The 14,131-nt window shown below is 68.0% G+C and carries 10 protein-coding genes; 6 read left to right on the forward strand and 4 right to left on the reverse strand.

The features are described 5' to 3' along the window. Positions 1-284 precede the first annotated feature (284 nt). The 4 genes from LKD76_RS19540 (at position 285) to LKD76_RS19555 (ending at position 6,177) form a co-directional block, all read left to right on the forward strand. Positions 285-1,466, forward strand: a complete 1,182-nt coding sequence (locus LKD76_RS19540; RefSeq protein ID WP_227982763.1) for a site-2 protease family protein — start codon at positions 285-287, stop codon at positions 1,464-1,466. Continuing rightward, the gene (locus LKD76_RS19545) at positions 1,463-3,472 is read left to right on the forward strand and encodes an erythromycin esterase family protein (protein ID WP_227982764.1); all 2,010 of its coding nucleotides are present in this window, start codon (positions 1,463-1,465) and stop codon (positions 3,470-3,472) included. The genes LKD76_RS19540 and LKD76_RS19545 overlap by 4 nt, the downstream gene beginning before the upstream one ends. Positions 3,473-3,773: 301 nt before the next feature. Continuing rightward, complete coding sequence (locus tag LKD76_RS19550; protein WP_227982765.1) at positions 3,774-5,282, forward strand: WS/DGAT/MGAT family O-acyltransferase; 1,509 nt, start codon at positions 3,774-3,776, stop codon at positions 5,280-5,282. Between the two features lie 196 nt (positions 5,283-5,478). Continuing rightward, the gene (locus LKD76_RS19555) at positions 5,479-6,177 is read left to right on the forward strand and encodes a phosphoribosylanthranilate isomerase (protein ID WP_227982766.1); all 699 of its coding nucleotides are present in this window, start codon (positions 5,479-5,481) and stop codon (positions 6,175-6,177) included. Here LKD76_RS19555 and LKD76_RS19560 read toward each other — a convergent pair. The 3 genes from LKD76_RS19560 to LKD76_RS19570 all read right to left on the reverse strand — a co-directional run bounded on the left by LKD76_RS19560 (position 6,116) and on the right by LKD76_RS19570 (position 9,618). Beyond that, a complete protein-coding gene (locus LKD76_RS19560) occupies positions 6,116-6,973 on the reverse strand; it encodes an EamA family transporter (protein WP_227982767.1) in 858 nt (285 codons plus the stop codon). The two genes, LKD76_RS19555 and LKD76_RS19560, sit on opposite strands and share 62 nt — an antisense overlap. 4 nt (positions 6,974-6,977) lie before the next feature. Further along, positions 6,978-8,291: a prenyltransferase/squalene oxidase repeat-containing protein gene (locus tag LKD76_RS19565; RefSeq protein ID WP_227982768.1), complete on the reverse strand. Its 1,314-nt coding sequence runs from the start codon at positions 8,289-8,291 to the stop codon at positions 6,978-6,980. Between the two features lie 472 nt (positions 8,292-8,763). Then, on the reverse strand, positions 8,764-9,618 hold the full coding sequence (locus tag LKD76_RS19570) for an SDR family NAD(P)-dependent oxidoreductase (RefSeq protein ID WP_227982769.1): 855 nt from the start codon (positions 9,616-9,618) through the stop codon (positions 8,764-8,766). A gap of 597 nt (positions 9,619-10,215) precedes the next feature. Between LKD76_RS19570 and LKD76_RS19575 the strand changes: the two genes are divergently transcribed. Next, positions 10,216-11,043, forward strand: coding sequence for a SigB/SigF/SigG family RNA polymerase sigma factor (locus LKD76_RS19575; protein WP_227982770.1), 828 nt, complete (start codon positions 10,216-10,218; stop codon positions 11,041-11,043). Positions 11,044-11,389: 346 nt separating this feature from the next. Beyond that, positions 11,390-13,180: a carboxylesterase/lipase family protein gene (locus LKD76_RS19580; protein ID WP_227982771.1), complete on the forward strand. Its 1,791-nt coding sequence runs from the start codon at positions 11,390-11,392 to the stop codon at positions 13,178-13,180. A gap of 116 nt (positions 13,181-13,296) precedes the next feature. Here LKD76_RS19580 and LKD76_RS19585 read toward each other — a convergent pair whose 3' ends face one another. Next, positions 13,297-14,109 (reverse strand): FkbM family methyltransferase, encoded by an 813-nt coding sequence (locus LKD76_RS19585; protein ID WP_227982772.1) that lies wholly within the window; start codon positions 14,107-14,109, stop codon positions 13,297-13,299. Positions 14,110-14,131: the final 22 nt, after the last annotated feature.

Genomic DNA, 14,131 nt, shown 5'->3' on the forward strand with positions numbered 1-14,131 from the left:
CGTCCCTGCGGGGATCGGTGATCCCAGCGGGGAACGGCACCACCACGCCCACCGTCCCGGCTCCGATTCCATGACACGGGCCATAGGTCCCGTGACCGTGGGAATCTCGCCCCTCCTGCGGGCCGCGGCGCAGGCGCAGACTCGCGATATGCGCACGCCACCCTCGCGGCCGACAGCGCGATGCGCTCGATCATCGCATCACCGAGTCCCTCGCGGCCACGGCCCGCTCCGACCCGGCGACATCAGCAACCGCCGGCGCCGAGCGCTGGAAACGAGGTAACCGGATGTTTCAACAGACAGTTCCGCTGGGCCGGATCGCCGGTATCCGTATCGGCGCGCACTGGTCGGTACTGGTGACCATCACGCTGTTCGTGTGGATACTCGGTCTGCAGCTGCGCGGCACCGGGAGCCCGGCGTTGGTGTGGCCGATCGCGGTATGCGCGGCGGTCGCGCTGTTCGCCTGCTTGATCGCGCACGAACTGGCGCATTCGATCGTCGCCCGGCGGCACGGGGTGCGGGTCGAGCGCATCGTGCTGTGGATGCTGGGCGGTGCGTCCGAACTCCGTGACGAACCGCGTGATGCGAGCGGCGACCTCCGGATCGCGATCGCCGGCCCGGCCACCAGCTTCGCGCTGGGCGTCGTCTTCGCCGCGGCGGCCGTCGTGGCCGATGCGGTGTGGCCGGATAGTGCGGTCGTGGCCGCCCTGGCGTGGTTGACGGTGACCAATATCGTCTTGGCCCTGTTCAATCTGCTCCCCGGAGCGCCGCTCGACGGCGGCCGGGTCCTGCGTGCGATCGTGTGGTGGCGCACCGGCGATCGCCTGCGAGCGGCGACGGTGGCCGCCCGCAGCGGCCGGCTGCTCGGCACGATGCTCGTCGTCGTCGGCGCGATCGACATCATCGCGCTGCGACAGCTGGGCGGGCTGTGGCTGATCCTGCTCGGCTGGTTCCTGCAGACCGCCGCCAACAGCGAGCTCGCGGTGGCCGGACTGCGACATCGCCTGGGCGGCACCACGGTACGCGATGTCATGACCCGAACTCCGATGGCGGTACCGGGTGAGTGGACGATCGCGCAGTTGCTGGGGTCGGACGCACCGCACACCGGCCACCGGGTGTTTCCGGTCGTCGATGCCGTCGGCCACCCGACCGGCGTTCTGGCCTGGTCGGATCTCCTCTCGACCCGGGCGGAAGCGCGGGCCACGACTTTCGTGCGTTCGGTCGCGCGACCGCTGCGGGCGACCGCCATCGCCCGGCAGGACGAGCTGCTCGCCGATGTCGCCACCCGCGTCGTGCTGCGGCCCCGGCTCGACGCCGTCGCCGTGGTCGACTCGTCCGGCCACTTGACGGGTCTGATCACCGCGACCGATCTCGCCACCGCCTGTGACCGCTCGGCTCTGGGCCTCCCCCCGGGCGAGACGTCATACCGCCCCGCCACCGATTCGACATACCGGAGGACACAGCCATGACCGCGGCACCCATCCTGCGCGATTCCTCGCAGCCGATATTTCGCGACCGTCGCGAGGCGGGTCGCGTTCTGGCCGGGCTGCTCGCGCATTATCGGGGACGCGGGGAGGTTGTCGTCCTCGGTCTGGCACGCGGCGGAATGCCGGTGGCCTGGGAGGTCGCCGCCGCCTTGCGAGCACCGCTGGACGCGCTCATCGTCCGCAAACTCGGTGCGCCCGGACATCCGGAATTCGCGATCGGCGCGCTCGCACCCGACGGCCGCGTCGTCGTCAACGACGACACCATCCGCGGGCTGCACCTGACCGCGGAACAGATTCGGTCCATCGCGCGCGAAGAGGCAGTCGAGCTGGCACGACGCGAACACCTCTACCGCGCCGGCCGGCCGCCACTGCCGGTGGCCGGGCGCACAGTGATCCTGGTGGACGACGGATTGGCCACCGGTGCGACGATGTTCGCCGCCGTGGCGGCCATTCGCGCCGGTGAACCGGAACGGATCGTCGTCGCGGTTCCCGCCGCACCCGAATCCACCTGCCGCGAATTCGATGCCCTGGTCGATGAGATGGTCTGCGCGACAATGCCTTCGCCGTTCCTCGCCGTCGGCGACTCGTTCTGGGATTTCACTCAGGTCGATGACGAGGAGGTGGCTCGGCTCCTGGCGGCGCCCACTGTCGGGGCACCGTCGACGGTCGGCGACCCGGCGGCGGTGATCGCCGCGGCCGCCGTGGACGCACCCGAGGGTGTTCCACCTCAGCGCACACTCGACGACCTGGTCGGCGATGCCCGGTTCGTACTCATCGGCGAAAGCTCACACGGCACCCACGAGTTCTACGCCGCGCGCGCCGCGATCACCCGTTGGCTCATCTCCGAGAAGGGCTTCACCGGTGTCGCCGTGGAGGCCGATTGGCCTGACGCCCACCGGGTCGACCGCTTCGTCCGCGGCGTCGAACAATCGACACCGACCCTCGCCCTCGGCGGATTCGAGCGCTTCCCCACCTGGATGTGGCGCAATACGGTCGTTCGTGATTTCATCGGCTGGCTGCGGCTGCACAACGACTACCAGCATCGCATCGGCGGGCCGCGGACCGGCTTCTACGGCCTCGATCTGTACAGCATGCACCGCTCGATGCGCCACGTCGTCGACTACCTCCGGGAGGTGGATCCGGCCGCGGCCGAGCGGGCCCAGCGGCGCTACGCCTGTTTCGACCGCACCAGCGAAAACGACAGCCAGGCCTACGGTTTCGCCGCCGCCTTCGGCGCCGGACACTCATGTCAAGCCGAGGCGGTCCGACAGCTGGTGGACCTGCAGCGCAACGCCGGTATCCATCAACAGGTCGTCGATGGCGAGGCATCCTTCGACGCCTTGCGCAACGCCTGGGCGGTCCGCAACGCCGAGGCCTATTACCGGGCGATGTTCGGAGATCGAGTGTCGTCGTGGAATCTGCGCGACGAACATATGGCCGACACCCTCGACGCGCTCTCGGCACATCTGAGCCGCGACGGCGAACCGGCCCGCATCGTGGTGTGGGCGCACAACTCGCACGTCGGTGACGCGCGAGCGACGGAGATGGGCGCCGACGGCCAAATCTCGCTGGGGCAACTGGTTCGTGAGCGGCACGGAACCGACTGCCGCACCATCGGCTTCACCACCAGCCGCGGCAGTGTCACCGCGGCGAGTGAATGGGACGGCGAGTGCGAGCACAAAACCGTGCGCCCCGCGTTGGCCAGCAGTATCGAGGAGTTGCTGCACGACACCGGCCGCCACAGTTTCCTGATCCGCACCGATGCCGACGGCGTCACCGAAATCCTGCGCAGTCCCCGCCTGGAGCGCGCCATCGGCGTGATCTATCGGCCGAGCAGCGAACGGCACAGCCACTATTTCCATTCCCGGCCGGCCGAACGCTACGACGCGATCATCCACATCGACAACACCACAGCCGTGCGGCCACTGGAACCGTCACCCGCGTGGACCACCGCGGCCACTCCGGACACCTATCCGAGCGGGCTCTAGATCCTTCGACTCTCGACACCCGCGCGGCCCGCCACGAATTCCCCGCAGATCCCGCGCCACAGACGCTGTTTGCACACAATTTACGCGGTGTAACGCCGCGGGAAGCCCACGGCATCACGGGCAAAACTAGACTGGCACCCACGTTCCCGACAGCCGGAACGACCTTCCTGTTCGAGCAAAGGCGCGCGAACGTCGCACGCGCGCCGCGATCCGCGGCATCACCCCCGTTCCGGGATCGATGCGGACCACACCCGGCCATCGGAACATCCCTCCCGGACGTCGATACGACCGGAGGAAACTCATGGGCCCCTCGGACACCACAGTTCTCGACGCTCGTACCACGACGGTCTACCTCAGCACACCTGGTGAATCGATAGCCGGCGTGGACCGGGCGGCCCCCGCGCCGGCCCGCTCGGTCACCACCATCCCCCATGCCGCGTCCTTCGGGCCCCCGCGCCGATTGAGCCCGCTGGATCTGCATCTGCTCGACAGCGAAACCTCCTCGACGCCGCTGCACATCGGTGCGATCATGCTGCTCGATTCCGCCCACGCAGCGGGTGGCGCGCTCGAGGTGTCGGCCCTGCGCCGGCTGTTCGCCGCACGGTTGCACCTGGTGGCACCGTTGCGGCACCGGATACGGACGGTCCCGCTCGGTCTGGACCAGCCGTACTGGGAGGATTGCACAACCGTGGACCTGGGCTTCCACGTCCGTGACGTACTCCTGCCGGACGGCGCGACCGACGAGGACCTCGCCGAGTACGTCGCGCGGTGCCACGCGCAACCACTCGAACGATCGCGGCCGCTCTGGGAATGCCACCTCGTCTCCGGGCTCTCCGGTGGTCGTCAGGCCGTCTACACCAAGGTGCACCACGCGGTGATCGACGGTGTCTCCGCGGCCGAGATCATGGCCGCCGTGCTCGATATCTCCGAAACACCCACCACCACACCGGTGCCCGAGTCCGGTATGCGCCGCGATCGGACACCGTCGCCGATCGAGATGCTCGCGCGCAGTCTCCCCAACGCGGTGGTCAGGCAGTCGGCTCGCGCACGCGCCGCGATGCAGGCGGGGCCGGCGCTGGTGCGCGCCCGTGACGATCTCCGGTACCGGCATCCCGATGTGCCGTTCAACGGCCCCATCACACCAATTCGTAGTGTCGCCTACGTCTCGCTGCCGCTGGACGTGGTGAAAGCCGTCAAGAAATCCGTCGACGGGACCGTCAACGACGTGGTGATGGCATTGTGCACATCGGCGCTGCGGAACTGGATGCGCGACCGCGGCCTGCCCACCGACCGGCCACTGCTGGCGGCGGTGCCCACCTCCGTACGCACTCCCGAGCAGTTCGGCACGGCGGGCAACCAGTTCTCCGTCATGCTCGCACCGCTGCCGATCAACGAGGCGGACCCTCGTCACCGGCTCAAACTGCTGCGCAACGATCTACTCGTCGCCAAAGAACGCTTCCGCGCGCAACCGGCGACCGTGCTGCATCAGATCACCTCGCTGCTGAGCCCGATACTGCACGGCGTGCCCACTCGTGCGCTGCTCCGCGCCGCGGCACCGGCCCTGCCGCTGGCCAACGTGATCGTGTCGAACGTTGCCGGACCGCAGATACCGTTGTATCTGAACGGAATCCGCGTCCTGGCCGGCTACCCGGTCTCGGTGCTGACCGAATTGTCCGGCAGTCTCAATATCACCGTGATGTCCTACAACGGCCGGCTCGATTTCGGCATCCTCGCCTGCCCCGACACGGTGCCCGACGTCGGGCACATCGCACAGTATCTGCGGCAGGCCCTGACCGAACTGGATTCCTAGCTCGATCGGGGCCGCCCGGCCGGCAGCATCCGGCGCCACGGCACGGGAGTAGGCCGGCGGGCGGTGATTTCACCACGTCGAAACGTTTCCGGGCGATGGTTCCGGCCCGAACTCGCCGAGAGTGTTCATACTGGGAGTGCACCCAATAATGACGCGGTCCGCTCGAAGGGCACAGTCCGAGCAGTATCGTGTGCCGATGATCAACGTCCGAGCGAAAATCTGCGGTATCCGGAGCGAATCCGACCTCCGGGCCGTTGTCGCGGCCGATGCCGACGCGGCCGGGTTCATTTCGGGCACGACACATTTCAGCGAGGACGAACTCGACGTCCGCAGAGCCCGGCGATTGTCGCGGCTGGTGCCATCGTCGATGGAGCGCGTGCTGGTCACTCACCTGACCGAGGCCGGCGCCGTACTGCGCCTGGCCGACCATATCGGCGTGGACTGCATCCAGTTGCACGGGCTGATCTCCCTCGACACCGTGCGGGAGGTCCGCCGCGGCGCGGCCGGGCGGAGGGTGATCCGCGCGGTCCACGTCACCGGGCCGGGCGCGGTCGGTGACGCTGTGCGGGCAGCGCCGAATTGCGATGGATTGGTGCTCGATTCGCGCTCGGCGAACCGGCTCGGCGGAACCGGCCGTACCCACGACTGGTCGATCAGCGCACGGATCGTCGACCTGCTCGGCGAATCGGAATTCCCGGTCATGCTGGCGGGCGGGCTCAACCCGCGCAATCTCACCGCCGCGATCGACGCGGTGGCACCGTCCTGGGTCGATGTCAACTCCGGCGTCGACGACTCACGCGGCGACAAGGACGCCTCGGCGTGCAGCGACTTCGTCAGGGCGGCACACGGTCTCGCGGCGCCGAGCGCTGCTCTAGCCCGACCGCGATCAGAATGAGCACGCCCGCGGCGGCCGTCGCGGAGCTGGGCAGGCTCCGGGTGCACACAGCCCCGACCAGTGTTGCCACCACCGCCTCGTTGAGACCGACGACGCTGGCCGTCGGCGCGTCGAGCCACCTCAGCGCCCGCCAGTAGAGGGCGAACCCCGGGCCCAGGAGGGTGGCGCCCACCGCGGCGAGCTCGACCGCGGCCGGCACCGACGGTGGGTCGAGCGCGAGGAGCGGGCTGCTGGCGATACCGCCCAGCACCAATTGCAGTGCCGCGGAGGTGGTCGTGTGGTTCGGACCCGGCTGCCGGGCGATCACACTGACCAGCATTGCCACGCACGCCGCACTGCCGAGCGCCAGGCCACATCCGGCCACCGCCGGGCCGGCCACCGCACCGCCCGGGTGCCGCCCGGTCACCAGCCAGATGGCCGCCGCGACCAGCAGCAACTCCAGCAGCACCGGAAGCGTCCGTGCCCGGCGCCCGCGCAGCAGAGCCACCGCGATGATCAGAACCGGCGCCGTGAGGTGCAGGGCGACCACCACCGGCAGCGGGCCGATCCGCAGCGCCGCGACGTACAACGCCAGATTCGCGGCCTCCAGTACCCCCAATCGCACGTACAGCGCCGGGTAGGTGGTGAGTGTCGCCCAGGGATGCTGGCCGCGCAGCCGCGCCGACACCAGCAACGGCACCGCCCCGCCGAGAGCCACCAGCCCCGCCGTGGCCGGAGCGGCGAGCGCTGCCAGCAGCGCGCTGGAGGTACCCCACAGACAGGTGACCGCGATCATGAGGGCGATCGGGCCGGCCACGGGTCTAGGCCAGCAGATAGGTGACCACCGGCAATACGAGCGCGGTGAACGCCGCGAACACCGAGCTCGCCACCCGCTTCTTCGGTAATCGCGGAAAGCGCGTGGCCAGCCCGCAGTAGGTGCCGAAGGCGACGAGCGCCGTGCCCCACACGACCAGGGCCCGGCTACCGACCGTGCCGAATACGGTGTCGAAGCCTACCGCCAACGCGAAGACGGTGGCACCGGCCGCCGCGCCGAGCACCAGCAGCGCTTCTCCGGCAGTGGAATTCATCAGCATCGGATGGCCACGCACCGAGGCGATCGCCTGGGGATCGGTGCGGTGGGTACCGTCGGCACGGCAGATCTCGTCGTACACCCTGGCCGGGTTCACTCGTTCGTTGATCGCGGGCCGCACCTGCAGCAGGGCTTCCAGCGCCTGGGTGGTGGCGTAGGAGGTGACCGGCCCCTCGTCGGAGATGCGGAAGCCGCCTCGATAGATGGCCAGCGCATCCATCTCCTGCATATCCAGCAGCGCCACGATCGCCGCGCGCACCGCGGGGTCGAAGATGGTACGGCTGTCGGCGGATATCACCGCACCGACCGCTAGATGCAGGGTGAGATGACGCCAGGTATCGACGAGATCGTCACGACGAAAGATCTCGGTCTCGATCTCGCATTCACCGCGGCGCAGCCCGTTCAGCAGCCGGTTGACCGCCATCGTGCAGGCCCGTTCGGCGCGTTTGTCACCGATCCGGACGATCTCGGGACGGGCCAGGACGGTGGCGATATGAGCCGCGGCGTACATCGGCAGGGAACGCTGATCCTGATACATCGATGAGACCAGATAACCGACCCCCCGTGAGATGGCTTGGTGGCGTTCACCGTCGAGGCCGGTGTCACCGACGAGCGCCTCGACGGCGGCCGCGGTGGCGGTAATCGATACCGGGCCGAGGAATCCCGAGATCCGCCATCCCCCGGTTTCGGAATCCTGTTGATCCAGTAGGGATCGCACGGCCGCGGCCAGATCGCGATCGCACTCTTCGACCCCCAGACAGCGCAGCGCGCGGATGCGCCATGCGACGTCGATGGGGGTACGGAAGTACCATTCGTCACCGTTCGGCCGTTGCACGACCGTTGCCCGCACCAACATGGCGACCTTTGCGGCACGCGGGATTTCGCAACCGGCGCGATGCAGAACGCAGACCACCTCGGCGGTGTTCTGCGGGTTGGGTGGCACATCGGGTATCCAGCCCCAGCCCGCACCCCCGCTGAGATGCGGTATCTGACTACCGCGCAGCCATTCCACGGCCATCCGGATTCGCTCGTCGATGTTCGACACGGCCCTCCGCCCCCTTAGAACGTCGCCCCGCAGACTTTTGTGAAGCGCTGATAACCGCCAAGTTACTCGGATGGTCCGACAACCCGCTCGCCCGAAGATCGCCCGAATCGATTGGTAGCGAATATATTTCGGGAACATTTCGGGGGCCCCGAGCGCGTTCGGCGCGGCGACTCCACCAAATACGCGGGCAGCCACATGGATTCGCCTCGCCCCCGCCACGGAGTCGGCCACCCCGACCGAGGGTTTACCGTCCGGCCGTCACCACGTGACCGGAACTGCGCCGGTCCGAGTTCGAATTGCAACCCACGCTCCGGCCGCTTCGCCCGCGATTGCCGGCGTGTCGCGCAAATCCCGTGACATACCCGAACTTCCAGCGGCCACACGGATGACAGTGCGCGGTATGCGTACTTCGCCTGTCACAGGAACAGGTAAGCAAGGCCGTTGCGATCCCCCACCCGCGCGCGGTCCGCTGTCAGCCGATCCCGACCAGACCGGCTGAAGCGGACCACAGTTCGTCGATGAGCCGGCGATTGTGCGCCTGCGGCGACTCGGGGCCGCGCGCCCGGTGACGATGGAAGTAGACGCCGTTGATCTCCGGGTCGGCTCCGCGACGGGCAAGCTCGATCAACGGTTCGGCGCCGCGCTCGGGAGTGATCGTCCCGATATGGCGCAACGGAGTGCGATAGAGCAGACCCACCGCCCGCGAGTCCCTACCGAAACTCGACGCCACCGGACCGGGATGCACTGCCGCGGAGACGATTCCGTCGGCCACCCAGCGCCGCGCGATACCGCGAGTGAACAGGATGTTCATCAGCTTGCTCGTCCCGTAGGCACGCCACCCGAACGCGTGCCGCCGCTCATAGTCGAGATCGGACACGTCGACCCGCCCGAACAGATTGCCGACACTCGCGGTGTTCAGCACCAGCGCGCCCTCGGCCCCCGCGAGGCGCTCGCGCAGCAGATTGGTGAGCAGAAACGGTGCGAGGTGATTGATCTGGAAGTTGGGTTCGTGCCCGTCGATGGTCCGCAGCCCCGGATCGAAGAGGCCGCCCGCGTTGTTGAGCAACACATCGATCGCGCCGGCTCGCGCACCGATCTGTTCGGCGAGCCCGCGTACGTCGTCGAGGACGGCGAAGTCGGCCGTGAACGCGGTGGCGCCGGTATCGGCGGCCACGGCAGCGAGCTTGTTCGCCGATCTACCGGCGATGACGAGGTCGGCATCCGGTGTGGCGAGCGCTCGCGCGGCCACCGCGCCGATGCCGTCGCTGGCGCCGGTGATCACGATCGTCCTGCGGCGGCGGTTCGAAGTCGATCGGCTATCGGTCACAGCGGCCTCCCGGGGTTGATGCGCGGTTCACGAGCGAGCGGTGATTCACATGGTCGCGGCTCACACGCAACCAGGTGATGATCCGGTCGACGATCGGCGCACTCGCCCGGACCAGCCGATGTGGTCGCTGCTCGCACCGGCGGCAACATCCTCGATACGGTACCGCCCCCATGGCCGGCAGATGCGGGCCGGACCACGGGTAGGTGCGGTGACGCGGCAGCGCGCCGCCCACGGTGACGAGACCACCAGAACCCGCCGCTGTTCGAACACTTGTGCGCACATGCGGCTACGAGCCGGTTGCAGCTTGCTGCATACCCCTTGACGCGGGGGCCCGATCTCGTCTTATGCTCAACAGGAGCGACCGGAAGACGTCGAACTCTCCAGGTCGCGGTGAAGCTGTGAGCCATTGCGCACCAACCTGTTTCGAAACCACGGCGCGGGTTGCATCCAACGATGATATCCGGCGTATTTCGCGTTTGTTCCAGGTAGACCGGCAAACCGATCGGCCCTTCGGACAACGAACCAGGCAGATATCGCCTCTTCTCGGTCCCATGGACGCGTCGATGTCATCGCATTCGACGGAACGGAGCACCTCCGATGACACAGCAGATTTCCCGGCGATCCGCAGCTCAGCACCCCTCGCGCCATCACAGCAACAGCTACGACAACATCGAGCCGTGGTTCGACAAGATGCGCGAATTGGAGGCCGGCGATCCTCATCGGCGCGAACTTCGCGACCACATCATCGAGTTGTGCCTGCCCTTGGCCGAACACATTTCCCGCAGATACGCGGGCCGCGGCGAGCCCTTCGACGATCTGTTGCAGACAGCCCGCATGGGGCTCGTGCTTGCTGTCGAGCGGTTCGATTCGGATCGCGGTACGCCCTTTCTGGCCTTCGCCGTGCCCACCATCATGGGCGAGGTACGCAGGCATTTCCGCGACCACACCTGGGCGACGCGAGTGCCGCGCCGGTACAAGGAACTCAGACAGCAACTCGCCGCGACAGCCGACGCGCTGACTCAACGCATCGGGCGCACGCCCACGGCCGAAGACCTGGCCGCGGCGGCGGGCGTCGAAACCGTCGAGGTGATTCACGCACTCGTCGCGGCCAACGGATACCGCACCGATTCGCTGGATACCCCCGCGGTCGGCGATTCCATTCCGTTGGCCGAGTCGCTCGGCGCCGACGAACCGTGCTACGAGCTGCTCGAGCAAGCCGCTGCCGTCCGGCCGCTGATCGCCGCGCTCCCCGAGCAGGACCGCCGCATCCTGATCATGCGATTCTTCGAGTCGAAGACTCAAGCTCAGATCGCCCAGCGGCTCGGAGTCTCACAAATGCAGATTTCGCGGCTGTTGACGCAGATCCTCGGCACCCTCCGGGATCGCGCATGGGCCGAAAGCGACACCGCGGCCACCCCTGCGTGAGGGCGATAGCGAAAAGATCTCGTGCGCAACCGATCCAACCGGTAGCCAGGTGACGGGACACCTGGGCGTTCATCGACAGTGCGCGGGGCCACGCCGTCACCTCGCTGCCGCGACGGCTGCGGTAGGCGTTGGCCCACGGCTTCTGTGTGCCGAGCCGGCTCGCGGCAATGGCGAGACCCGCCGCGACGGCATTGGTCATTCCCCACTTCGCGTAGCCGGTGGCGAGCAGGATGCTGTCGGTTCCGGGAAGCAGGGGGCCGGCGTAGGGAACTTCGTCGATCGGGGTGTAGTCCTGCGCTGACCATCGGTGGGTCGGCTCGGCACCGGCTGCTCCGAGGCCGCGGTCGTGAAGGCGGCTTCGGCCTTCGACGAGCGCCTCCACCGCCGGCATCTGCCGATACTCCTGCACCGCAAGAGGAAACGGATGCGCACGCGACATCGGCGGACTTTCGCGGAAAGGGCGCCCCCAGCGAGCGGGCCCGCCTACAGTGCTTTTGTTACAAAATTAAATGGAGGCAGGGAGCTTCGCATGCCGATCCACACCGCCCCTCGCGCACGAACGCGGTGGCTGTCATCGATCCTGATCAGCGTTGTCGCGGTTGCTGCCGCGGCCGTGGCACCGGCCGCTCACGCCGTACCGGACGCCGGCTCGGAGCCGGTGGCACGCGTTAGCGGCGGGCAGATTCGCGGTGTACGAGCCGATGGGGTCATTCGATATCTCGGCGTACCGTTCGCACAGGCCGGCCGGTTCTCGCCGCCGCAGCCCGCACCGGGCTGGCCGGGTGTCCGTCCGGCGTTCGCCCACAGCCCTCAATGCCCGCAGTCATCCCCCGTGCCCGGGGTGGCGCTACAGCCATCGAGCGAAGACTGCCTCAGTATCGACCTCTACATCCCGGAGCACCCCGCCGGCACGACGCTGCCGGTGATGGTGTGGCTCTACGGCGGCGCGTTCGTCCTCGGATCGAATGCTCAATACGATTCCCCGGCCCGACTCGTCCGCGACGGACAGGTCATCGTCGCGGTCCCCAACTATCGTGTCGGGCCGTTCGGCTTCCTGGCCCTGCCCGAACTCGCCGTTGAAAACGGCGGCGCGACAGGCACATACGGGACCCTCGATCAGCAGACCGCGCTGCGCTGGATTCACGACAACGCCGCGGCCCTCGGCGGCGATGCCGGCAATGTCACGCTCTTCGGCGAATCGGCCGGCGGCATGAGCGTCTGCACCCAGCTCGCCTCCCCCTCCGCCCGCGGCCTCTACACCAAAGCCATCGTCGAAAGCGGTTCGTGCGCACGAAGTCCGCTCGCCCCACCCACCACCGAAGTCGCCTACCAGCGATCCGGCGACTACGCGTCCAGCGTGGGCTGTGGCGACGCCGCCACCCGGTTGGCTTGCCTGCGGGCATTGCCCGTCGACCGACTCCTCGACTCCCCGACGACGCAGCTGAACACGATGGCCGTCACCTGGACCCCCATCCGCGACGGGATCGTGGTGACCGACACTCCCGAAAACGCCTTGGCCGACGGCGCGGTGCGCGACATGCCATTGATCGTCGGCAGCAACGCCGACGAGGGCGCGACCTTCATCGCACTCCTGGACTACGCGCACGGGACCGCGCCCAGCGGCGCCGACTACCCGAGGTGGGTCCGAGAACTGTTCGGCGGCAACGCCGATCGCGTGCTCCAGCGCTATCCCACCGCCGCATACCCCACACCCACAGCCGCAAAAGAACGCGTCCTCACCGACGGGTTCTTCGCCTGCCCGGCGCAATTCACCGCCGAATCCGCCCACCGAGGGGGCGCACATGTGTGGCGATACCAATTCAACGACACACCACTGCCTCCCAATCCCCTGTTGCCCGGCGCATTCCACGCCGCCGAAGTGCCCTACGTGTTCTCCGCGCTCATGGGGCTGCCGATCCCGTTGTCACCTGCCGCCGATGGGCTGTCACGCAACATCCAGGACAGCTGGGCTCAATTCGCCCACACCGGCGATCCCGTCACGCCGGCCCTCACCCCGTGGCCCAACGTCGACTCCGCCGTCACCCTCGAGCTCGGTACCGACCACGTCGGCTTGGCCGATACCTTCGCCGCACAGCATCACTGTGACCTGTGGGCCGGCATCGACCACATCGGCTAGGCAGGCGACCGGCGCCCGTTGGTGAGGAGCGGGTTCGCGATGCGCCGGCCATGCCGCGCCGCGCGAGGCGACGCGCCGCCCCGGACCGCGGCGATACGGGATTCCGGTGGATCCGGCTATTTGTCGGTGAGGTCGACGACCGCGGCGCCGGCGGTCGGCCGGGTCGCATAGACCTCGTACAGTTCGGTTCCGGCCAAGGTCGGGTCCTGTCTGCTGCGCGGCGACAGCCCATAGCGGTTCAACAATTCGCAGAATTGCCGGAGCCGGCCGTCGATGTCGTGGACCTCGGCGACGACGGCGCGAATGCGGGGCCAGTCCGACTCGTCGACGCCCAGTAGCACGTCCAGTTCCGCCCGTTCGACATCGACCTTGAGCAATCCGATCTCGCCGGTGGAGGCGTGCTCGGCCAGTATCGCCGAGGCCGTCGCGACCTCCACGTCGATACGCTCGCCGTCGTGCAGAGCCGCCGTAATGGACGTGATCGATGCGTCGTCCAGGCCGCTGTTGCGCAGGAAAATCCTGGTCGTCTCGTCATCTGCCGCGCGGTCGGCGTACAGACCGGAATTGGCCGATGCGTGCGGATACCAGGTGAAGGGCGCGATGCCGGGCACCGCGCCGACCGCGGTCCGCAGCGCGGTCCCCTCGGGAACGTAGGCGCTCATATTCAGCTGCAGACAATGGAAGATCGTCGGAGCCGGCTCGGCCGCGATCAGCCTGATGCCGGGACATGCCTGTGCGAACATCATGGCGGTGAGCCCGATGTTCGCACCGACATCCAGGACGATATCCCCGGGGCGCAGACCCGCCGCGGCGTGCCGGTAGAAACCATCGGGTGCCGTCGCCTCGTTCCACAACATATGTGCCTCGGCGGGACTGGTACAGGTGACAGTTCGGTCGTCCACTCGCAGTCGCTGAAGTGCGGTCGGCATAGGTGACACCTTTCGCGATCGG

The organism is Nocardia spumae (genome assembly GCF_020733635.1).
Taxonomy (GTDB): Bacteria; Actinomycetota; Actinomycetes; order Mycobacteriales; family Mycobacteriaceae; genus Nocardia; species Nocardia spumae.

Coding starts and splice junctions, on each gene's coding strand:
- LKD76_RS19550 (WP_227982765.1), top strand. CDS start 3,774: ATGGGCCCCTCGGACACCACAGTTCTCGACGCTCGTACCACGACGGTC.
- LKD76_RS19585 (WP_227982772.1), bottom strand. CDS start 14,109: ATGCCGACCGCACTTCAGCGACTGCGAGTGGACGACCGAACTGTCACC.
- LKD76_RS19555 (WP_227982766.1), top strand. CDS start 5,479: ATGATCAACGTCCGAGCGAAAATCTGCGGTATCCGGAGCGAATCCGAC.
- LKD76_RS19545 (WP_227982764.1), top strand. CDS start 1,463: ATGACCGCGGCACCCATCCTGCGCGATTCCTCGCAGCCGATATTTCGC.
- LKD76_RS19575 (WP_227982770.1), top strand. CDS start 10,216: ATGACACAGCAGATTTCCCGGCGATCCGCAGCTCAGCACCCCTCGCGC.
- LKD76_RS19540 (WP_227982763.1), top strand. CDS start 285: ATGTTTCAACAGACAGTTCCGCTGGGCCGGATCGCCGGTATCCGTATC.